Source organism: Gracilimonas sp. (genome assembly GCF_014762685.1).
Taxonomy (GTDB): domain Bacteria; phylum Bacteroidota; class Rhodothermia; order Balneolales; family Balneolaceae; genus Gracilimonas.
Genome location: NZ_JABURM010000006.1, coordinates 509,151 through 532,042, shown reverse-complemented (window position 1 = coordinate 532,042; position 22,892 = coordinate 509,151). Strand labels below are relative to the sequence as shown.

Here is a 22,892-nt window from a genome sequence, read left to right as displayed (position 1 = left end):
ATTTTCCTGAAAATATCCTTTTTCTAAGCCTATATGAAGTCAAATAGTTAGAAATATGCACAATACTTTTTTTACAAATTATGCAAATGCCTTCTTGCAATTTCTCCTTCCTGCAAGTAGTTTCAGCCGCAGGTAAAATATTTAGTATTTTAGGAGGACTAACATACAGGGTATGCACGCTTACATAACAGAAGCGCTCGGAGCCTTTTTTCTCGTATTGGTTTTTGGCTTTACGGGGGATCCGCTCGCCATAGGTTTAACATTAATGGCTTTGGTTTATATTGGTTTCCCGATATCGGGGGCTCATTATAACCCTGCAGTTTCTATAGCTTTTTTCTTAAAGCGTAAACTCCGTGCGGCCGATTTTCTGGGTTATATAGTGAGTCAGGTTATGGGGGGCTTTTTTGCCGCTATTGTTATCTATTTCTTATCCAGCTCCGTTTTTTATGTAGAGCCTCCAACAGATACCGGCCTCTATCAACAAACCTTTGTTGAAGTCTTCTTCGTATCCATTTTTGTTATGGTGATGTTGATGCTTTCCCTTTCTAACCTGCACCGAAAAAACCAATTTGTTGGAATAATAATAGGATTAACATTCACCGGTATGCTCATGGTAAGTACACCTGTATCGGGCGGTGTGTTAAACCCAACTATTTCTATCGGCACAGCACTGTTTGATTTTATAATGGGAGGAGATTCTTACAAGCATATTTTATTGTATACCATTGCCCCTCTCTGTGGCGGAGCGTTAGCTGCTTTCACTTTTGCCTATTTCAATCCAAAATGGGGAGAGTGAAATAAAAACGGCTGCCTTTGCCAACGGTGCTTTCTACTTTTATATCACTTTGATGTGCATTTAAAATTCCCTTTACAACCGAAAGTCCCAATCCTGTGCCCCCCTTATCTCTCGAACGGGCTTTATCGGTACGATAAAATCGATCAAACAAGCGGTCTAAGTGTTCTTTTCCAATTCCCGGCCCGGTATCTTTAACGTAAATCTCCGCAACCTCTCCCTTCTTCTCAAATCCAATTTCAATTTTTCCTTTCAACGTATATTTAATCGCATTTGAAATAAGATTATCCAAGACCTGTTCAATCTTATCCGGATCGGCATTTACTTTACAGGAACAGATGTTTGTTGTAACCAATTCCAGCCCTTTTTTTTCAGCAATGGGCTGATATGCCTGCTCTGCTTCATTTATTAATTCTTTCAGATCAATCTTTTTTCGGGTAATAAAACTCTCGTCAAAATCATATCGTTGTAAGGTTTTGATATCCTCAAACAAACGGGCTACCCGAAGAATCTGTTTTTGAGCCGTTTTCATGTACTGCTTTTTCTTCTCCGGCTGAAGATTTTCCAGCTCCAGCATTTCTAAAGCACCGGAAATAGTATGAAGAGGATTGCGAACTTCGTGAGTGATATCTGCAAAAAACTGGCTTTGTTTTTCATTTAAGCGTTTTAATTTTTCATTATCAGCTCTCAGTGTACTTGCCATGTGGTTAAGTGAGTCAGCCAATGTTCCAAATTCATCATTCCGTTTGAGATCAATTTTACGATCTAAATTACCTCGGGCAATATCCAAAGCAGCTGCATTAAGGTGCAAAATCGGGGCAGCAATATAGCGGGCAAACAAAAAGCTTACGATGATTACAGCTCCAATCGAGAAAAACATTCCTGCATAAATAATATGCCTGATACTTGCTACTGCTGCGTAATACTGTCCCTTATCCTGGCTTATTCGCAAATATTGAGCTGCGTTATCAGACTGGCCTAAATCAACATAGGCAATAAGTTTTGGAGATTGCTCCTTATTTTGAATGATAGGGTTTCCATCGCGCTGTTCCAGCTCTGTCATTAAAGAATCACCGAGATAAGGAGCTACATTTTCGAAAGCCTCTTCAGGAAAAGTAAGAAAACGAACTCCGTCTTTGTCATAAACAGCCATTTCATAACGGGAGAGCTGAGCTTGTTGCTGAATTCTTTCATCAAACTGTTCATCATTTTTAAAACTGCTTGCCGCTAATGCCAGCGAAAGAGCATCTCTTTCAAATTGTTTTTCCCCTTCCTCCAGTAAAAAACTTCGAATAGTAAGAATCGAGTAAGCGCTTATGGTAATAATCCCAATAACTAATAGAATTATATAAGTCCATGCCAGTTTGGAGCGTATTTTCATGCGTGGAGAAATTCTTTATTAAACCCATACCCTACGCCTCGATAGGTTTTAATTAGCCTACCCTCATCGCCCATTTTGAGACGCAAATTTTTAACATGAACATCTACCGTCCGGTCAAATACATATTTTTCTTCATCCGAAATTTTCTCCAGAATCTGCTGACGACTGTACACCAATTTCGGGTTTTGAAAAATCATTTCTGCAATGGTGTATTCCGTATGGGTAAGATCTATCAATTCATCATTGATATACATTTCTTTAGAATCCACATCTACATATACCCTGCCATACTGTATCCAATTACTTTTTTCAGGAGATCGCCGGCGTAATTGAGTTTCCACATGGGCTTTCACCAAGTTTAAGCTTGCCGGTTTTTTGATATAGTCATCAGCCCCCAGCTCTAAGCCTTCAATTTCATCCTTTTCTTCATCACGAGCAGTCAAAAACAATACCGGGATATCATAAATAACAGGGTGTTGCCGAATATGTCTGCAAATATCTTTTCCATCATGATAAGGAACCATGATATCCAAAATAGCTAAGTGAATATCATTCGCGTTGTCATCTATATAGTTAAAGGCTTTTTTTCCGTCTTTTGCCCAAAGTACTTTGTAGTTATTCAATTCTAAAAAGTTTGTCAGCATCTCGCCGGATTCTTCCTCGTCTTCCACTAAAAGTATGGTGTGTTTATTGCTCATCGTGTATGTTTTGTCTGAAAGTGTTTATGTGTTACGGTGTTAAGGTAATCGAGAAAATATTACCTTAACACCGTAACATTATAGCACTGTATTGTATAACTATTTCTTTAAAAATCAGAATTTACGCATGAATTACCAAGGAAAAACAGTATGGATTACGGGAGCTTCCTCAGGCATAGGAGAAGCTTTTGCAAGAGCCTTCTATAAAGAAGGAGCAAACCTAATTCTTTCCTCTCGGAGAAAAGGGGCTCTGCAGGAAGTTAAAAATAGTTTAGGGGAGGATACACCCAATGTTAAAATTATCCCTCTGGACTTAACGGAGAGCGACTCTTTCGCTCAGAAGACGAAAGAAGCTTTAGCCGCATTTGGTAAAATTGATGTATTAATTAACAATGGAGGAATTAGTCAGCGAGCTACCGTGAAAGAAACCGAAATGAGCACTTTTCGACGGCTGATGGAAATTAATTATTTCGGGGCTGTGGGCTTAACTAAGCAAGTGCTTCCCCACATGATGGAGCGAAAATCGGGACACATCATTGTAACCAGCAGTGTGGCCGGTAAAATTGGCACCAAGTATCGTTCAGGATATGCTGCCAGTAAACATGCCGTACAAGGATTTTTTAATTCTCTCCGCCAGGAAATGTACGAACATAATGTGGCCGTAACTTTATTATGCCCCGGATTTATCAAAACCGAGATCAGTAAAAATGCGCTCACGGGTGATGGCTCTAAATTTGGGGAGATGGGGGATGCCCACAAAAAAGCCATGACCCCTGATAAAATGGTGAAAAAAGTGATGCCAAAGATTAAATCAAAAAAAGAAGAAATTTATGTGACCGGCTTTAAGGAAGGGCTGGCTATTTGGGTTCAGCGTGTTTCACCGACGTTGCTGAATAGGATCTTAAAGAATCAAAAGGTGACGTAAATTCGTTATTCGTGTATTCGTTAATGATTATTAGCTTGCTGATTATTACCCCAATCTTCTACGCTTGGTAAGATAGGCCAGCAAAGACTGATCAAAAGGGCTTTGGGTATCCATCTCTTCAAAATCGATCTCGAACTCACTGCAAGCCATTTGGAATTTCTTGGTGTATTCAGCTACTTTTTCCTGATAATCCTGGCGCACCTGAGCCGGAAGCACCTCCACTTCATCCCCTAACTCCATGTCCTCAAATACAAAGCGCCGATCCGGGAAATCAAGATCGCGCTCACTTTTCTTTTCCAGCACATTAAACAACAATACTTCATGTTTTCGATGACGAAGATGTTTTAAAGCAGAAATCAATTCTTCATGTTCCCCGGAATTTTCAAAAAGATCAGTAATGATTACCACCAAACTTCGGTGATTCAACCGCTCTGCTACTTCGTGAATTGCCTGAGCTGACGCCGTTTGTCTTCGTTCAGCATCTTTATTCTCCTCATGAATCAACTCTCGCTCCAATTCTGTGTAAATTTGCCTCAAATGGGCATAAGTTGACTTGGCCGGAATAAAGGCATCAATCTTTGAGTTGAATGGGATCAGCCCGCAAGCATCTCGCTGACGATGCATCAAATACATCAATGAAGCTGCATAATGAATCCCATATCTAAGCTTACTCCATTCTGAAAAATGCCTGAATTGCATGGATGAGCTCGTATCCAACATGATATAGGAACGAAGATTTGTTTCCTCTTCATACCGCTTCACATAAAACCGTTCTTTCTTGGCATATACTTTCCAGTCTATATGTTTGAAATCATCACCGGGGTTGTAAGGACGATGCTCCGCAAACTCCACGCTAAATCCATGAAACGGACTTTTATGTAATCCGGAAATGAAACCCTCCACGATCTTCTTCGCACGCAGTTCAAGCGAGGATAGTTTGGACAGTATATTTGGTTCTAAGATCATAATTCATGGTACTATTATAAATTTATTTATGAAAGGCAGATTCAGTAATAAACGCTCCTTTTCTTCACAATAATTTCGCAAAGATAGCCTATACTCTTATCGGTTCAACTACCATTTGAAGAATCTATTGCCGTTATCATGAAGGTCTTTTCTAAACAATCGGTTTCTATTCTGCTCGGGATCATTGGTTTTATGATTCCTTTTTTTCTGAACATCTCCGGTTTGTCCGAGGCTGGGCATGTTGCTCTCAGTATTTTCTTTATTGCCGCAATTTTTTGGATGCTGGAGCCGGTTCCGATTTATGCTACTTCAATCCTGGTTATTTTACTTCAGGTTTTCTTCCTGAGTAAACAAGGAGTACTTTTCCCGGAAATAACCGCTGATTATAACCCAAACCCTTACACTGATTTCATTGGCACGCTTGCAAACCCCATCATCATTCTTTTTTTAGGTGGCTTTGTTCTCGCTGATGCCGCAGTAAAATATGATCTCGATAAAAACCTGACCCGCCTTTTACTCAAACCCTTTGGTTCAAAACCTAAGTTCATAATTCTCGGGTTGATGGCGGTCACCGCCGTGCTTTCTGCTTTTATGAGTAACACCGCCACTACCGCTATGATGATGACTGTCATTCTCCCCATCATAGCCAAAACCGATCTGGATGATCCACTGAGGATTGGCCTCGCACTCAGTATTCCTTTTGCAGCAAATATTGGTGGCATTGCTACCCCCATCGGAACACCGCCCAATGCTGTAGTCATCGGGGCTCTTTCAACCCAGGGAATAAATATTGCATTTACCGAATGGATGATCCTGGCTGCCCCGTTGGTTATGCTGGTCCTCATTGCAAGCTGGTTGATCCTTTTGTGGATGTTCAAACCAAAATCTGGTTCTCTATCAATGGATATGAAAGGAGCCTTTCAAAAAAACAGCTCTGCTATCTTGGTGTATTTCGTTTTTGGCGCTACCGTTTTACTTTGGATAACAGAAAGTTTTCACGGTATTGGAAGTAGCATCATTGCACTTATCCCGGTAGCTGCTTTAGCTCTCACGGGTATTTTAGATAAAGACGGTATTCGCCAGCTTCCCTGGGAAGTATTATGGCTGGTAGCTGGTGGAATATCACTCGGTATTTCGATGGAAAGTACCGGTCTCGCAGAATGGATTATCACCAGCATTGAATGGAGTGCTTTTTCTACATTATTTATGATTATTGCCTTTAGTTTGGTTGCCATCGTGATGTCAAATTTCCTCTCAAATACGGTTTCTGCTACTTTACTGATTCCACTTGCAGTCAGTTTAGCAAAATCAGGTGTAGCGGGTGAAGGGTTCAGTTTAATCCTTATCAGCCTGGTGATCGGGGTAAGCGCAAGCATGGCAATGATGCTCCCCATTTCAACCCCGCCCAATGCCATTGCAATGAGTACCGGCACCCTAAAAACTAAACATATGACCCGCGCGGGGTTAGTGATCGGGCTTTTCGGGTTATTGATGGTGACTCTTTACGCACTCTTTTATTGGCCATTAATCTTAAATTGAGGGAACTGTTATGGATGAAAAAATTTACATATTGATAGTAGAAGATGAGCTGGAAGTAATGGAAGCTTTGATAAAAGACCTTGAAAAATTTGAGTCTTACTTCCCTGTTGAAACGGCTAATAATGTATCGGAAGCTACAGAGGTGATTGATTACATTATTGACCACGGGCATAAAATCGGTTTAATCTTATGTGATCATGTTCTCCCGGGAAAAAACGGAGTAGATCTGTTGATTGATATGCAGAACAGGCCTGAAACGATGAAAAGCAAGAAAGTACTTGTGACCGGTCAGGCAGGGCATGAAGACACCATTCTCGCTATCAACAAAGCAGATTTAGATCATTACATTGCAAAGCCCTGGGGTCAGGAAGAGCTCGAGCGAGTAGTGGTTAATGAGCTTACCGACTTTGTGATAGCTAATGAAAAAAACCTGCTCCCCTATATGCAAATATTAGATGCAGCCCGGCTTTCCGATGCGCTCCGTAAAAACAGAATGACCGACCATTAGAAATTAGCCATCATGAGTAAATCCACCGGCATCCCCTGGTTAAATGATAATGCAGCCATCCTTAATTTCATTCACAAGTTAGTAGATGAACTAGATGAGTTGCAGGATCAGCTTATGGCGCTGAATGAGGGAGAGCTTTTGTTTTCACAAGGAGAACCGTTGGAGTTTATGTATCTCATTTTAGAAGGAAATATCCAATTAACACGCACTCAGCCTGACGATACTGAAGTTGCCCTCATTACATTGGGCCCCGGAAGCTTTGCCGGGCTGATTGCTTTTACAACCGGAGAACCAACCCTGACAAGTGGGCGCATCACAACCAAGGGATTAGCCTTAAAAATGCGCCCCCAGCAATTCGAGCAATACCTGAATGATCATCCCAGGCTTAAACACCCTTTGCAGCAGCTGATGCTCAATAATATGATCCTGCGATACAAAAGCAATCTGCGCCTTCAAACAAAAACACACCTGTTAAGCAAAGAACTCAACAAAGATCGTAATAACCTAAAAGCCGCTTATAAACAATTAGAGGAAACCCACCAGATGCTCGTGCATCAGGAGAAGATGGCTACGCTCGGAGAGTTGGTTGCCGGTTTTGCCCATGAGGTAAATAATCCTGCTTCAGCCTTAATGCGTTCCGCTGAAAACCTGGTAGAAATTTACACCGGATTTGAAGATTCCGATGCTGCATTCAAGCTATTTAAGTTTGGACTTAACAGTGAACCGGTAGATAGCTCTACTTTACGAAAACGCATGCTGGATATGGAAAAAAAATACCCCTGGATTCATGAAAGAGCAACCATTCGGAAACTCGCTCATATGCCGGATAAAGCCCTGGCCTTGATCAATGAATTCAAGAAAAAAGGGACTCTTCCTGACTTAGTCAATCATTTTGAAGCCGGAAAGATGATTCAAAACATCCGTATTGCAAGTCGCAGAATTGCAAATCTTGTGAAAAGTCTGAAAAGTTATAGCAGACAAGATCAAAATAAGGAACAACTCGCTGACATCCGGGAAGGAATCAATGACACCATACTTGTATTAAGCAATCGGTTAAAATTCGTAGATCTGACTCTACAGCTGAATGAAATTCCAAAAACTTGTGTGTTTGTGGGCGACCTTAATCAAGTTTGGACTAATATTATTGTGAATGCCTGTGATGCCATTGAAGAAAGGGGAGCAATTTCAATTTCTACAAGTTATGATGACAACCTAATCAAAGTTAAAATATCTGACAGCGGCCCAGGAATACCAGATGAAATCATGCCCCACATTTTTGAGCCTAACTTCACAACTAAAAACCAAGGGGCTAAATTCGGGCTGGGGCTTGGACTAGCTATTTCTAACGAAATTATTTTACAAGCCGGGGGAAGCATCACCGCTGAAAATAGAAAACAAGGTGGTGCTGAATTTACGGTAACTCTTCCGGTACGTGATGACTGTTAGTCCTAATTCTTTTCCGCTGCTTTGTTCGCCATAAAATAAAGCTGCATAATGCGAATCTGGTCGTAGCCTATTTTCTTATTCATCCGATCATACACCACCTTCAACATATGCGCTCCTTTTTCATCAAAAATCTTAATAATCTCATCCTGTTGACGAAGCGAGAGTGAGGTTGCCTCGGTAATGCCATCTAATCTCAGTCCATTTCCATCTTTCAGGTAATCCTTCAAATGATTTAGAATGGTGACTTCCTTCACGCCATGTTCTTCTGCAAGGTGCTCTATGGATTGCCCGTCATTAAACGCTTTACCAATCTGAACATGTTGTTCTTCTTTTTCAAACTCCTCGGCCTTCTCCTGAAGCGATGCTTCCCTGGCTTCAATTCCGTGTTCACTGGTGTATTTTTTGATCACTCCGATAAAAACAGAGCCGTATTTTTTTAGCTTTACTTCTCCAACACCATAGAGCGGTAACAAATGCTCTTTGTCTTTGGGGTAGTAATAGGCCATTTCCATCAAAGTGGTATCGGGGAAAATAGTATAGGGAGGGATTCCCTTTTCATCAGCTAATTTTTTTCGTTCCTTCCGTAATATTTCAAATAAAGTCTCATCATATTGAGCTTCTACTTCATTAGCCACTCGTGAAGCCTCCTCAGTACTCATCGTCGTACTGGTTCGGTCCAATGTGCCGAACACATTTTCATCCCCCTTTAAAACTGCCTGAGCTTTTTCTTCCAGCTTTAATTCAGCGTGCTCACCCTTGGCAAGATAATCCTGACGAATTAGCATCCTTGAAAGTTGTTCCCACTGATCTTTAGACCATTCCTTGCCCGACCCGTATGATACCAGCTTATCATGCTCCAATTCTAATATCTTTTTGGCTTTTGAGCCGCGCAGCACATTCACAACCTGGGTTTTTCCGAAACTTTCTTCTAATTCAGAGATACATTGCAATAGCTTTTTGGCCTGCAAAGTGAAATCCTCTACATCCGCATCATCTGCAAGACAATTATCACACATTCCGCATTCATCTTTGGGGTATTCTTCCCCAAAATATTTCATCAACGGAATACGCCGGCATTTTTTTGCTTCTATAAATTTGAGCAGGTCTTCCAAATGTTTCTCTGCTACCTCTTTTTCCTGTCCCTCTTTTTTATTGATGAAGTATTTAATCTTCTGGGTGTCTGCATAGCTGAAAAGCATTACGCAATCTGAGCGCAAACCATCCCGGCCGGCACGGCCAATTTGCTGGTAATACTGCTCTATATTTTGCGGCATATCATAATGCATAACAAACCGAACATTGGGTTTGTTGATCCCCATCCCAAAGGCAATTGTTGCCACAATTATAGATACATCATCCCGAATAAATGCCCGCTGATTAATGGAACGGTCTCTGGATGAAAGTCCGGCATGATATGGCCTTACCGAATAGCCTTCATCATCTAGTTCTTGCGCTAACTCATCTACCTGTCGGCGGGAAATACAATAGATAATTCCCGATTGGTTTTTGCGTGTGTACAGAAAATCGAGTACCTGATTTACGGGGTCATCTTTATCGGCAATTTTCAGAAATAAATTAGGTCGATCAAAGCTGGCTATAAACTCCTCAGATTCCCCAAAGTCTAAGGTTTTTTTGATGTCTTCACGCACCCGAGGAGTGGCCGTTGCCGTAAGCGCCATGCACGTAGCTTCAGGGAAAAGCTCTTTACGTGCAGCAGCCAATTGGCGATAATCCGGACGAAAATCATGTCCCCATTCTGAAATACAATGAGCTTCATCCACCGCAAATAAATCAACCTTGATGTCAGCCAGCAGTTCTTTGGTTTTACCCATGAGCAGTGTTTCCGGAGCGATGTACAGTAGCTTTGCTTTACCCTGCAGCACTTGACGGCGATTATAACCATAAGCTTCCGGAGATAACGAACTGTTCAAATGAACTGCATTAATATCATATTCCCGGAGTTGCTCCACCTGATCTTTCATTAGAGAAATAAGTGGAGATACCACTACCGTTAAACCATCAAATAACAGTGCCGGAATTTGGTAGCAAAGTGATTTTCCTCCACCGGTAGGCATTATTACAAGTGCGTCTTTTCTTTGGGTAACCTGACTGATAATGTCTTCCTGAAGGGGGCGAAAGGTGTCGTAGCCAAAGGTTTCTTTTAGGGTCTCTTTTGCCTGAGTTATCATAGGGTGTTTTTCGATCGCTGATTTCGCGGGTTGCACAGAAGAATTTCTGTATTAAATTATTTTTCTTTTAATGTTAAGATAAGTCTTTTGAATTGCAGGCTTTCCGTTCCAAAATTGATTAGCAAGCCAATCTCTTTTTTATAGGCTTCCAGATAATTCAAAACCTGATTAAAATTGCCTTTGTCCAATTCACTTATTGCTTTGAGCTCTAAAACTACGGCATTTTTAACAATAAAGTCAGCCCGCCTTAGGCCAACCTGAATACCATCATACATTATTGGAATATCAATCTCTCTTGAGAAACTAAGACCTGCTTTATCCATTTCATAAGCCAAAGCCCGCTGATAGATCACTTCCGGATATCCCGGCCCTAACCCTGAATGAACACGCATTGCACAGCCAATGATATCACCTGTGATCTCGCTGTGTTTATAGTCTTTATTTTTTGATTGATAAGATTTCATAAGAAGTACCTCGATTTAGTTTGCTCTTTTATTAGTAAGAGCAATTTCAAGGCAACTCCTTACAAGATTGTTCGAAATCTAATCTGCGACATTCAAAAAATCAGTGTAATCTGCGAAATCAGCGATCGCAATAACCACCCATTCTACTTCGATAAGTACAAGCTCTTGAACTCATACGGTTTCTTAAAGTGCTCATCATTAAAGTCCTTAGCGAAGTAGATGCTTTCACCCGTTGATTTCATCTCGGGACCCAGCTCTTTCTTCACTTCCGGAAATTTATCGAATGGGAAGACCGGCTCTTTTATAGCCCAGTTTTCCAGCTTCGATTCCAGGTCGAAGTCTTTGAGTTTAGCACCCAGCATCACTTTCACACCAATAGCGGCTTCCGGGCGCTGTGTGGCTTTGGCAAGAAATGGGATCGTTCGAGTTGTTCGAGGGTTGGCCTCAAGAACATAGACCTTATTATCTTTGACGGCATACTGTACATTCAGGAATCCAAGGATCTCCATATTTTCAGCGATCTTCAGCTGATATTCTTCAATGGTTTTGATGATCTCATCACTCAGGGAATATGGAGGCAGCACCGCAGTGGAATCTCCGGAATGAACTCCTGCCGGCTCAATATGCTGCATGATTCCTGCTATGTGAAGCTGCTCGCCGTCATACACTGAATCCACATCCACCTCGATGGCATGTTCCAGGTATTTGTCAATTAAAAATGCGTTTTCAGGATGGGTTTTAAGTATGTTAGCTACATATTTTCGCAGTTCCTCTTCTTTCACCGCAATCCGCATTCCCTGGCCACCCAACACATAACTTGGGCGAATAAGTACCGGATATCCAATTCTTCCGGCTATTTTTATGGCTTCCTCAACTTCCCTTGCCGTGCCATATTCCGGGAATGGAATATCGAGTTTCTTCAGGAAATTAGAGAACTCCCCACGGTCTTCGGCAAAGTCGATCATCTCAAAAGCAGTTCCGAAAATTTTAATTCCTTCTTCAACGAAACGTTTTCCTAGTTTGAGGGCTGTCTGACCACCCACCTGAAGGATCACCCCTTCCGGTTTTTCATGGTCAATGATATCCAGCACTCGTTCCCAGTATACCGGCTCAAAGTAGAGCTTGTCAGCAAAGTCAAAGTCTGTAGAAACCGTTTCAGGATTACAATTCACCATTATGGCTTCATAACCCATTTCTTTGGCTGCCAGTACAGCGTGTGTACAGGAATAATCGAATTCGATTCCCTGTCCGATTCGATTCGGGCCACTTCCCAAGATCAGCACTTTTCTCTTATCAGTAACCTCACTTTCATTTTCTCCTTCATAAGCAGAGTAGTAGTAGGGCGTTTGCGCCGGGAATTCTGCTGCACAGGTATCTACCATTTTAAATGAAGGGATGATATTCAACTCTTTACGCCGATCCCGAACTTTCTTGTCATCTAATTTCTCGCCGCTTTTACTTAACAGGTAGGCTATCTGGGAATCGGAAAAACCGGCTTGTTTTAACTCAAAGAAATCATCTTTGGAAATCTCTTTCAGCGTCTGTCCTTCGGTGCGATTTTCAAGCGAGACCATATAGCGTATCTGCTGCAAAAACCAGGGATCTACTTTGGTGATATCCGCTATTTCCTCAACGGATGCTCCCATTTTGAAGGCATTCCGAATCTGCATCGAACGATCCCAGTAGGGTTTGAGCAGGCGCTCACGGACCGTTTTTCGATCGAATTCCTCGTAACCGTCGGCTCCCAATCCATCGCGTCCCACTTCCAGTGATTGCCAGGCTTTATTAAGCGCTTCCGGGAAATTTCGTCCGATCGACATTACCTCACCTACCGCTTTCATTTGGGTGGAAAGCTCTTCATCCACCCCAGGAAATTTGTCGAAGTTGAAGCGGGGAATTTTGCAAACTACATAGTCTATACTTGGCTCAAAACAGGCTGATGTAGTTCCGGTGATCTGATTCTTAAGTTCATCCAGTGTGTAGCCCACCGCCAGCTTCGTTGCTACTTTTGCGATCGGATATCCGGTAGCTTTCGACGCCAGTGCCGAGGAGCGACTTACCCGCGGATTGATCTCGATGGCAACCAAGCGATCCGAACCCGGCTCCATTGCAAATTGCACATTACAGCCACCCGCAAAGGTTCCAATACTGCGCATCATCTTGATGGCGGCATCCCGCATATTCTGGAGCTGCTTGTCGCTGAGCGTCTGGGTTGGTGCCACAGTTACAGAATCCCCGGTGTGAACACCCATCGGATCCATGTTTTCGATGGAGCATATGATGATCACATTGTCGTTGGCATCACGTAAAAGTTCTAGCTCGTATTCCTTCCACCCAAAAATGGATTCTTCGATCAGCACCTGATGAACGGGGCTCATTTCCAATCCACGCAGTACTTTTCGCTCAAATTCATCTTCATTCCAAACGATGCCGCCACCGGCCCCACCCATTGTAAAGGAAGGACGGATAACGATCGGGAGTCCTCCCAATTCTTCTTTGATCTCTTTGGCATCCAGTAATGATTGTGCGGTACGACTTTTACACTGTTCAATACCAATTTCTTCCATTTTATCCCTAAACAACTGGCGGTCCTCGGTCAGTTCGACTGCATCAATATCCACTCCAATAATTTGGATGTCGTTATCCTTCCAGAAGTTTTCTTTTTCAAGATCACGGCAAAGATTCAATCCGGTTTGACCGCCCATGGTTGGGAGTACAGCGTCGGGTTTTTCTTTGGCCACAATTTCCCGGATGGAATCGGTGGTCATTGGCAGCATATATATGGCATCAGCCATGATCGGATCCGTCATGATGGTAGCCGGATTCGAATTGATGAGCACAATTTCATATCCCTCTTCCTGCAAAGAGCGGCAGGCTTGAGAACCGGAGTAGTCAAACTCACAGGCCTGGCCAATTACAATGGGTCCTGAACCAATGATCAAAATTTTATGTATGTCGTCGCGTCTGGGCATGGGTTTTGTTAATGGTTATTTGTTATTAGTGAAATGAGTTAGTTCAATGTTGGAAGTTGAATGTTCCTTGTTCGATGTTCATTTTTTCATCATATCTATGAACTGATCGAACAGATACGCTGAGTCGTGCGGGCCGGGAGACGCTTCGGGATGATATTGCACCGAAAATCCCGGGAAATTTTTGAACTTCAACCCTTCTATAGTTCCATCATTCAGATTGATATGGGTAACTTCCGCCACCTTCTCATCCATGGAATCCTCATCCACAGCAAATCCGTGGTTTTGAGTTGAAATTTCCACCAATCCGGTTTGCAGATTTTTCACGGGTTGATTGGCTCCACGATGACCTACAAACATCTTGGTGGTTTTGAGTCCCTCACTGAGCGCCATCAATTGATGACCGAGACAGATACCGAACATCGGTTTACCGGTTTCCTTCGCGTAATTCACAGCTTCAAGAGCATACTCAGCTGTTGCAGTGGGGTCGCCGGGACCGTTGCTGAAAAAGTAGCCATCCGCTTCCCATTCTTTGATCTCATCTACTGTTGTTTTAGCCGGAAAGATCCGAAGTGTACAACCACGCTTATTTAAATTGTTAATGATGTTTTGCTTGATGCCATAATCGAAAGCGGCAACTCTGAATTCATCTTTGCCATTCACGGTTTGGGCTTCGGAACGAGTGACTTTAGTAGCCAATTCAAGGCCTTCCATATCTTCCCAGTCCTTAGCCATTTGAATAAGCTTCTTTTCATCCATTTCGGTGCTGGAAATGACGGCATTCATTACCCCTTTCTCACGAACATGACGAACAAGTTTACGGGTATCAATACCTGAAATTCCTGTGATCTCATTGTCTTCCAGGTATTCCTGAAGACTGCGATCCGCCATGGTGTTACTGTATTCGTGAGAGAAAGCCCGGCAGATAATACCGGCCACCATCACTTTTCGAGCTTCATCATCGCGTGGCTGGGTTCCATAGTTTCCTATGTGTGGATAGGTCATCATCATCAGCTGACCGTAGTAACTGGGATCAGTGAAGATCTCCTGATAGCCGGTCATGCTGGTGTTAAAACACAGCTCACCGCCGGTGATACCTTCATGGCCAACGGCCTTCCCGTGAACTACGGTTCCGTCAGAGAGTGCAAGTATGGCTTTTTTTCTTTCGTTTAGTGACATGGATTAAATATAGTTCTGGATTGGTGAAATTGGTTGTTGATGAAAATCTGGATTGCAAAGGACAGGCCGGGCCTTGGTTACCTTTACCCACACCTTGATCCCCTCCCAAACGGGTAAACTCTTGGCCTTGCTCAATACGTTCTGCGTTGGAGTGGGTTGGTTACGACGCAGAGCGTCATAACCAGGCAGAAATAGATTTTTTAGCTCAAAAAAAATCCGACTACGGAAACCGCGTCGGATTTGAAAAGTGATATGGGCAAATAATAATGCCATCAATCGCACGACCTCCATTTTTGGGTGTGCGCCGACAATGCTTCAAATCTATGGATTGCTAAATCGTTAATTTTGGTATGAGCTTTTTTGAAGTTTGTCTAAGATAAGGAGTGGGAAGATTGGATTCAATTTTTGATTGTAATATTTGTGAATCTTTGAGGAAGTTTCGCTATTAACATTGGGTTTTGAATCGCAGATTACGCGGATTCAAAGATGAACGCGGATCGTCAATGGAATCCGTGAAATCCCGTAATCCCCTTAATCTGCGATTCAAACCCTCAACTAAACTTCCTCGGAGTCTCCTTCACCAAAGATCCCGTCACAGTAGCCAGCCCACTTACCAACCCTCCAATAATTCCGGTGATCAAAACAACTAATAATGGCGAACCGACAGACAACATTTCAGCGATGCGGGTAGAAAGAATCCCATCATTAGCAAAATGAATATACAGCGCCTGTCCTCCCCAAAGCAGGAATACGGCCAAAAACCCCCAACCAAAAGAAGCAAGAGCCTTTTGATTAAACCAATAACCAAAGATCAATCCGGGAATAGCAATGCTCCACCAGGGCAAGAACAGGTTCAGTAAAAAGGCGGTAATTAATACAAGTGCGGATAGAAGCATTTCTCTTAGTTTTAAAATTTTAAAAATCAGCAAAAGAGATTTTTACCAATCTTCATCAATCGGTGGAACGCCCTCGAAGTGTATGACATATTCGCCATAAATGGGATCATAATAGTGGCCGTTTTCTTCATAGTCAGAATTCCACTCCTTACTTCCATCTTCATTCATTCGATACAGAAATGGCGATAAATGCAAACGCTCTACATGCCAGCGGCCTTCTTCTCCGGATAAAATTTCCTCGCCCTGACCATATACCATCAAACCGCCTTCGGCATATACTTCGTGCTGCGGGCTGATATCCTTGTACTCGTGACTTACGTTGATGGCTTTATGCCCAATTTCATGTGCTATGGTTCTTCTGAACCGATCCGGGCGGTCCAGGTTGGTGATTGTAATAACCCCTCGGTGTTCTTTCGGGATGGTGCCGGGATAGGAATAGGTGGGAAATGAAAGTCCGCCGGTTCGTACTGTTTTCATCATCCAGTTTCTTCCTTCCGATACCGTCAAAAATGGATAGAAGACATCTTGTAATGCCACCAGGTAAATGGTTCGGTCATTATTTGGCGCCGGTTCTATGATGCTTTCAAATGCTTGTTTGGTTTCTTCGGTTAGTTTAGCCGGATTTCGGTAGCTGTGCTCATATAAATTAGTGTATCCGGTATTGGGAATACCCGGCACTTCATTGGCTTGAATGGCAAAATACTTGGGATTGACTTCCCCTGTTTTCACCCATAATAAATTTATCTGAACACCGGTGGGCTCGTAGATTTCTTTTGCAACTTCTAAACCCTCCATCATCCGGTTTAAGGTTACTTTCTCAAAAGAATCATCAAAGTTGGATGGAAAATATATTCCAACATCCATGGTTAACTTGCCCGGCTCCAAATCACTGTTGAATGCTTCTACATCAATGCTGTCCACTTCGGTCCATTCGACCTGATCAACCGAATCTTCATTATTCGTTTTTGTATTTTTTTCTGAACAAGCGCTAAAGAGTACTAAGGCAACTACAGACAGGCGTATCAAATTTTTCATTCTTCTTTACTGATCTCTATTTTCAAAAATTATGATTGAGGAAGTGTAGTAATAATTCCTGAAAACTGTAACCTGTCTCTATACTCGATTAACTATTGATTTTTTAGGACCAATTTATACCGAACCACATATTCAGTTTTATCTTCATCCGTAAAAACCGCCCACACCTTGTCATCCTTTGCCTCTAAAAATACCGCTCCCATTGGCAATGTGACATTTCCATAAAAAGAACCATCCGGGTTGAAAACATCAAATACAGGAGGCTCCCATACTTGAATTCTTGAAGAGAATATCCCTCCATCTACCGGTTGGGCTTTTGTATATCTCCAAACCCATATTCTTCCCTGCGAATCCGTTAACAATTCTTTAAATGGTGGTTTTTTATCCGGAATAGAAGACTCAATATTATATCCGCCTGAAGTAAATCTTTTTTTAAAATTTTCCCATTGTTCTTCTTCTTCAGAAGTCACTTCTAATGGAGAATATTCTCGCTGAATTAGTACCGGCCCGTCCTCTTTATGCAAAACAATTTCATACTGATTATTTACAGCCGTAATGACATGGCCGCTTGAACTAAAATTCTCCAACATCTGTGTATTAAAAGGATAACCGGCTCCTGCATCTGTAAAAATCACAAAAGATTGAGGATAGTCTTCTTCACCCTGAGGTACATGTAGAGTATCAACCAGCTCTCCGGTAGGCGAAATTTTATACCAGGCTTTCGGGGGATTCATATTACTTTGTGGGTTATTACGATCAAAGAACATGACCTTTAAATAAAAATTACCTTCATGATCCACTTCAAAAGTTTTGTAAGATGAGTGCAAGCCTGAAGTTACCAAAAAACTTTCTGCAAAATCCCCATTTGGTTCATACACGTTAATTCGCTGATTGCCTATATCCCAAATGGCCAATCTTCCATCCGGAAAAGACCCTATTCCTCCAATCCTGCCATATTCTCCGGGACCCCGACCATCCCTACCAACATATTTTATGAAAGAGCCATTCTCGTCAAATAATCTAACCACAGGGTCTCCTGCCGGGGAATCAGTCACAAAAATAGTTCCGTCAGCACCTAATGCAAGATCAGAAATTCGCGCAAATATATATTCAAACTCTCCATCAATAGTACCAATACGTAATTCTTCTTCCGCTTTATAGGTGTTTTGAGCTTCGGATTGGAGGGGAATCATCCAAATAAAAACACCCACGACAAAAGAGAATACTATATACTGTTTTGTACTTAACAAGATCAAATGATTAGATATTAAAACCCGAAATTTTACAAAGTTGAATGCCTGATTGTAATAATAATTTTTGAAACCTTTAAGGTTTTTGAATTAACCTTCGTTTTTGCTTCTTTCCAACATGTTTAAATACCTGTTCATACTATTTCTTTTTTTTACGGGATGCTCCGAGAAGCCTGCTTTGGAAAGTGATAAAACCTCACAACAATTCATCACAGTATTAGGCATTGCCCAGGATGCCGGCTTTCCCCAGGCCGATTGTGAAAAAGAACATTGCAAGCAATATTGGGATGGCAGGGTTGAAAAACGGCATGTTGTCAGTTTAGGCCTCTCGGATCAAACCACCGGACAAAACTGGATGTTTGAAGCCACGCCCGATTTCACGTATCAGCTTCATCAGCTTAAATCCACTTCTGCGATTGATGATCTTTCCGGGATCTTCTTGACTCACGCTCATATCGGGCATTATACCGGCTTAATGTATTTGGGGCATGAAGTGATGGGAGCCTCCGGTGTTCCGGTATATACAATGCCGAGGATGAAATCATACCTTAAAAAAAACGGTCCGTGGAGTCAATTGGTAAGTATGAATAACATTGATCTCCAACAGCAAAAAGCCGATTCAACCATCCAAATCAGCCCAAATATCTTGGTAACCCCTTTTCGGGTTCCTCATCGGGATGAATATTCTGAGACTGTTGGATATCGTATAAATTCTGAAAACACGTCTATCCTTTTCATCCCTGATATCAATAAATGGCATGTTTGGGAAAGGGATATCATTGAAGAAGTCTCAAAAGTTGATGTAGCTTTATTGGATGGTACTTTCTATGATGCAAATGAATTGCCCGGTCGCGATATGAGTGAGATTCCCCATCCATACGTTGAGGAAAGCATTAAACTTTTTAACAATCTTCCTGCTTCAGAAAAGGAAAAAATTATGTTTCTTCATTTTAATCATACCAATCCATTGATTTTAGATGGTCCTGAGCGCAGGGAAGTTGAAAATCTTGGATTTCAGGTGGCCTCAGAAGGGCAAATCATTCCATTAAATTAATTCATTATGTATCGATTACATCGCTTATTTACTGCCACTTTTCTACTTGTCATTTTCAGCTCAACGGCTTGGGCTCAAACCTACTACCCCGGAAGCTGGGGTGACTGGGAGAAACGATCTCCCGAAGAACTCAGCCTGAGTGCCGATAAAATTCAGGAAGCCATTCAATTTGCTCAGGATAATGAAACCGATAATCCCCGCAGCATGGAAGAAAATCACTATGGTACGTTTGGACGCGAACCGTTTGGAGATGGAATCGGCCCTTTTAAAGATCGCGGTGAGCAAACCGGAATTATTATCAAAAACGGATATATAGTAGCCGAATGGGGAGAGCCTTTTCGGGTGGACATGACCCACAGCGTGACCAAAAGCTTTCTCTCTACAACGGTTGGAATTGCCTTTGACCGTGGATTGATCCGGGATGTAAATGAAAAGGTGGATCAATACATGGCGCCCATCTATTTCATGGAATGGGATAACAACCAGAACAAAGCCGATGAATTCAAAGAACCCAAAGTATTTGAGCCATTCAAGGGTGAACACAATTCAAAGATCACCTGGAATCATCTGCTCCGCCAAACTTCTGACTGGGAAGGCACATTATGGGGGAAGCCGGATTGGGCCGATCGCCCTTCCGGAGATCGTTCTGAGTGGATGACCCGGGAGCGACATGAACCGGGTTCTGTGTTTGAATACAATGATACTCGTGTAAACCTGCTGGCTTTAGCCGCCATGAATGTTTTGCGGGAGCCACTCCCCAAAGTGCTTCGTGAAGAAGTGATGGATAAGATCGGAGCCTCACCAACCTGGCAATGGATGGGTTATGAAAACTCGTGGGTCATCATTGACGGACAACAAATGCAGGCGGTAAGCGGTGGCGGACATTGGGGCGGAGGGATGTTCATCAGTGCACGAGACCAAGCCCGATTTGGTTTGCTGACCTTAAGAAACGGTAAGTGGAAAGACGAGCAGATCATCTCCGAAGAATGGAATAAAATGGCCCAAACACCCACCGAGGCCAACACCAATTACGGTTTCATGAACTGGTTTTTGAATGTCAATAAAGATCGATTGCCAAGTGCTCCAACATCAGCTTTCTTTCATCTTGGCGCCGGAACCAATATGGTATATGTGGATCAGGAAAATGACCTGGTGATTGTGGCCCGTTGGATAGATGGCGGGGCGATGGATGGTGTGGTGAAAAGAGTCCTTGATTCCATAAATTAATTTTTTGGCAATTTCTTGTCTTTTCAACTAAAACTGATAGATTCCCTTAATTAATAATAAACCGGATATATATAATGAAGCTCTACTTTAAACATTTTGCATTTATTCTCTTTGTTTTTGCACTGCTAACCGGATGTGACTGGCAGCGCGAATCAACCATAAAGAGCAACATAACCAATCTTTCTGCTCCCATCGCTGAAAAACAGGATTCAGTGCTTACCATTCACGGGGACACCAGAATCGACCCTTATTTCTGGATGCGCCTTACTGATGAACAAAAAATAGCTGAAACGCCGGACGCTCAAACACAGAAAGTGCTCGATTACCTAAATAGCGAAAATGAATACACCGATCTCGCTATGAAAGATACCGAGGGGCTTCAGGAGAAATTGTACGAAGAGATTGTTGGCAGAATTAAAGAAACAGACGAATCTCTTCCCTATTTCAAAAATGGATATTGGTATTACACCCGCTATGAAGAAGGAAACGAATATCCCATTTATTCCCGTAAAAAAGGATCCCTTGATGCTGAAGAAGAAATTCTGATCGATGTAAATGAATTGGCTGAAGGACACGATTACTATTCAGCAACAGGACTTCAGGTCAGTCCTGACAACAAAATCCTGGCTTTTGGAGAAGACACTCTGAGCCGAAGGGTGTACCATATTCGATTTAAGAACCTGGAAACCGGTGAGTTTCTGGATGATAAATTAGACAATACCACCGGCGGCGGAGCCTGGGCGAACGATAACCGCACCTATTTCTATACCACCAAAAATAAAGTATCCCTGCTTTCCGAAAAGATATACCGGCATACCCTGGGTAATAATCCCTCCTCGGATAAATTGGTGTATTCTGAAGAAGATCCCTCTTTTTATTTGGGTGTTAATAAATCAAAATCAGATCAGTACATCATAATTAGCGAGCAAAGCACCCTGGCCAACGATTATCATATTCTGAATGCCGATAACCCTAACGGAGAATTCCGGCAGTTCACTCCGCGTGAAGAAGTGCATGAGTATTCTATCGATCACTTTGAGGATAAATTCTATATCGTTACCAATTGGGAAGCACCCAACTTCCGGCTTATGGAAACCTCCGAGAATGCGACTCAAAAAAGTAACTGGACAGAAATAATCCCTCACCGGGAAGATGTGCTTATTAGCGGCATCGAGGTTTTTCGGGATTACCTGGTGGTCAGCGAGCGGAGCAATGCGCTCACCAACATCAAAGTCATAAACCAAAACACAGAAGAAGAGCATTATCTGAAATTTGATGAAGAAGCTTATGTGGCTTATACCTCAACAAATCCTGAGTTTGATACTGAAACCCTTCGGTTTGGTTATTCCTCTTTAACCACCCCCAATTCTACTTACGACTATAACATGAATACCCGTGAAATGGAATTGATGAAGCAGCAAGAAGTTGTGGGCGGACATAACCCGGATGATTACACGACAGAACGTTTCTTTGCCGAGGCTCACGATGGGGTGATGATTCCCGTATCTGTTGTTTACAAAAACTCTGTAGAGAAAAGTCCCAACACCCCCTTGTTGCTTTATTCTTACGGTTCCTATGGCTCCTCAACCGATCCCCGTTTTAATTCTTCTTTACTGAGTCTTCTCGACCGTGGATTTATCTATGCTATTGCACACATTCGGGGTGGACAGGAAATGGGTCGGCAATGGTATGAAGACGGCAAGATGTTCAACAAAATAAATACCTTTACCGATTTTATTGACGTAGCCAAATATCTTGAAGACAATGGCTATTCGTCTGCCCCTCACATGTACGCCCGTGGTGGAAGTGCCGGTGGATTGCTGATGGGAGCAGTCGTAAATATGGCTCCAAACCAGTTTAATGGAGTAATCGCCGCCGTGCCTTTTGTGGATGTAGTTTCAACAATGCTGGATGAAACCATTCCATTAACTACCAATGAATTCGATGAATGGGGGAATCCCAAAAACGAAGACTCCTATCATTATATGCTTTCTTATTCCCCTTACGATAATGTTGTGGAACAGGAATATCCCAACCTATTGGTAACTACCGGATTATTTGACTCACAGGTTCAGTATTGGGAACCTGCAAAGTGGGTGGCCAAATTAAGGGATAAAAAGGCCGGCGATAATGTCCTTCTTTTGAAGACCAATATGAAAGCCGGGCATGGCGGCGCTTCAGGCCGCTTTGAGCGCTACCGTCAAACCGCATTGGAATATGCTTTTTTACTCGATCTTGAGGGAATGAGACGTTAATTCCCTGGTGATTTTTTTTGCCGTGGGATTGTTGAATAGTTGGGAAATGAGAGTTGAAAGTTGATAGGGTGATAGTTTCATTGATTGTCCCCCAGCTTGTAATTAGGCAATATCAACT

The 22,892-nt window shown here is 42.4% G+C and carries 18 protein-coding genes; 8 read left to right on the top strand and 10 right to left on the bottom strand.

Features of this window, described 5'->3' with window-relative positions:
* The first annotated feature begins 172 nt into the window (after positions 1-172).
* The gene (locus HUJ22_RS11925) at positions 173-796 is read left to right on the top strand and encodes an aquaporin (protein ID WP_290877811.1); all 624 of its coding nucleotides are present in this window, start codon (positions 173-175) and stop codon (positions 794-796) included.
* Here the strand turns inward: HUJ22_RS11925 and HUJ22_RS11920 are convergent.
* Together HUJ22_RS11920 and HUJ22_RS11915 are read right to left on the bottom strand one after the other, a co-directional pair.
* A complete protein-coding gene (locus HUJ22_RS11920; protein WP_290877809.1) occupies positions 774-2,174 on the bottom strand; it encodes a HAMP domain-containing sensor histidine kinase in 1,401 nt (466 codons plus the stop codon). The two genes, HUJ22_RS11925 and HUJ22_RS11920, sit on opposite strands and share 23 nt — an antisense overlap.
* Positions 2,171-2,872 (bottom strand): response regulator transcription factor, encoded by a 702-nt coding sequence (locus HUJ22_RS11915; protein WP_290877806.1) that lies wholly within the window; start codon positions 2,870-2,872, stop codon positions 2,171-2,173. The genes HUJ22_RS11920 and HUJ22_RS11915 overlap by 4 nt, the downstream gene beginning before the upstream one ends.
* Positions 2,873-2,999: 127 nt before the next feature.
* Here HUJ22_RS11915 and HUJ22_RS11910 point away from each other — a divergent pair, with 127 nt between their 5' ends.
* Positions 3,000-3,797: an SDR family oxidoreductase gene (locus HUJ22_RS11910; RefSeq protein ID WP_290877804.1), complete on the top strand. Its 798-nt coding sequence runs from the start codon at positions 3,000-3,002 to the stop codon at positions 3,795-3,797.
* A gap of 45 nt (positions 3,798-3,842) precedes the next feature.
* On the opposite strand, the gene HUJ22_RS11905 is transcribed toward HUJ22_RS11910, so the two are convergent.
* Entirely contained in the window at positions 3,843-4,763 is a 921-nt protein-coding gene (locus HUJ22_RS11905; RefSeq protein WP_290877802.1) for a DUF58 domain-containing protein, read from the bottom strand.
* 138 nt (positions 4,764-4,901) lie between these two features.
* Here HUJ22_RS11905 and HUJ22_RS11900 point away from each other — a divergent pair, with 138 nt between their 5' ends.
* Genes HUJ22_RS11900 through HUJ22_RS11890 form a run of 3 tightly spaced genes read left to right on the top strand, consistent with a single transcriptional unit; the run spans position 4,902 to position 8,256 of the window.
* Positions 4,902-6,302: an SLC13 family permease gene (locus HUJ22_RS11900; protein WP_290877799.1), complete on the top strand. Its 1,401-nt coding sequence runs from the start codon at positions 4,902-4,904 to the stop codon at positions 6,300-6,302.
* A 10-nt stretch (positions 6,303-6,312) separates the two neighbouring features.
* Positions 6,313-6,810: a response regulator gene (locus HUJ22_RS11895; RefSeq protein ID WP_290877796.1), complete on the top strand. Its 498-nt coding sequence runs from the start codon at positions 6,313-6,315 to the stop codon at positions 6,808-6,810.
* A 12-nt stretch (positions 6,811-6,822) separates the two neighbouring features.
* Positions 6,823-8,256, top strand: a complete 1,434-nt coding sequence (locus HUJ22_RS11890; RefSeq protein WP_290877793.1) for an ATP-binding protein — start codon at positions 6,823-6,825, stop codon at positions 8,254-8,256.
* Positions 8,257-8,258: 2 nt separating this feature from the next.
* Here HUJ22_RS11890 and recQ read toward each other — a convergent pair whose 3' ends face one another.
* The 7 genes from recQ to HUJ22_RS11855 all read right to left on the bottom strand — a co-directional run bounded on the left by recQ (position 8,259) and on the right by HUJ22_RS11855 (position 18,238).
* On the bottom strand, positions 8,259-10,445 hold the full coding sequence (gene recQ / locus HUJ22_RS11885) for a DNA helicase RecQ (RefSeq protein WP_290877790.1): 2,187 nt from the start codon (positions 10,443-10,445) through the stop codon (positions 8,259-8,261).
* A 56-nt stretch (positions 10,446-10,501) separates the two neighbouring features.
* On the bottom strand, positions 10,502-10,909 hold the full coding sequence (locus HUJ22_RS11880) for a GxxExxY protein (RefSeq protein ID WP_290877787.1): 408 nt from the start codon (positions 10,907-10,909) through the stop codon (positions 10,502-10,504).
* Positions 10,910-11,052: 143 nt separating this feature from the next.
* Positions 11,053-13,881 (bottom strand): carbamoyl-phosphate synthase large subunit, encoded by a 2,829-nt coding sequence (carB, locus tag HUJ22_RS11875; RefSeq protein WP_290877784.1) that lies wholly within the window; start codon positions 13,879-13,881, stop codon positions 11,053-11,055.
* Between the two features lie 78 nt (positions 13,882-13,959).
* On the bottom strand, positions 13,960-15,057 hold the full coding sequence (gene carA, locus HUJ22_RS11870) for a glutamine-hydrolyzing carbamoyl-phosphate synthase small subunit (RefSeq protein WP_290877782.1): 1,098 nt from the start codon (positions 15,055-15,057) through the stop codon (positions 13,960-13,962).
* Between the two features lie 551 nt (positions 15,058-15,608).
* Positions 15,609-15,953 carry a hypothetical protein gene (locus tag HUJ22_RS11865; protein ID WP_290877780.1) on the bottom strand — a complete coding sequence of 115 codons (345 nt, stop codon included), beginning with the start codon at positions 15,951-15,953 and terminating at the stop codon, positions 15,609-15,611.
* 42 nt (positions 15,954-15,995) lie between these two features.
* Positions 15,996-16,988, bottom strand: coding sequence for a hypothetical protein (locus tag HUJ22_RS11860; RefSeq protein ID WP_290877778.1), 993 nt, complete (start codon positions 16,986-16,988; stop codon positions 15,996-15,998).
* Positions 16,989-17,080: 92 nt separating this feature from the next.
* Positions 17,081-18,238: a 6-bladed beta-propeller gene (locus tag HUJ22_RS11855; protein WP_290877776.1), complete on the bottom strand. Its 1,158-nt coding sequence runs from the start codon at positions 18,236-18,238 to the stop codon at positions 17,081-17,083.
* A 178-nt stretch (positions 18,239-18,416) separates the two neighbouring features.
* On the opposite strand from HUJ22_RS11855, the gene HUJ22_RS11850 reads away from it, so the two are divergent.
* The 3 genes from HUJ22_RS11850 to HUJ22_RS11840 all read left to right on the top strand — a co-directional run bounded on the left by HUJ22_RS11850 (position 18,417) and on the right by HUJ22_RS11840 (position 22,774).
* On the top strand, positions 18,417-19,292 hold the full coding sequence (locus HUJ22_RS11850; protein WP_290877773.1) for an MBL fold metallo-hydrolase: 876 nt from the start codon (positions 18,417-18,419) through the stop codon (positions 19,290-19,292).
* A gap of 6 nt (positions 19,293-19,298) precedes the next feature.
* Entirely contained in the window at positions 19,299-20,519 is a 1,221-nt protein-coding gene (locus tag HUJ22_RS11845; RefSeq protein WP_290877771.1) for a serine hydrolase, read from the top strand.
* A gap of 74 nt (positions 20,520-20,593) precedes the next feature.
* Positions 20,594-22,774, top strand: coding sequence for a S9 family peptidase (locus HUJ22_RS11840; RefSeq protein ID WP_290877769.1), 2,181 nt, complete (start codon positions 20,594-20,596; stop codon positions 22,772-22,774).
* Positions 22,775-22,892: the final 118 nt, after the last annotated feature.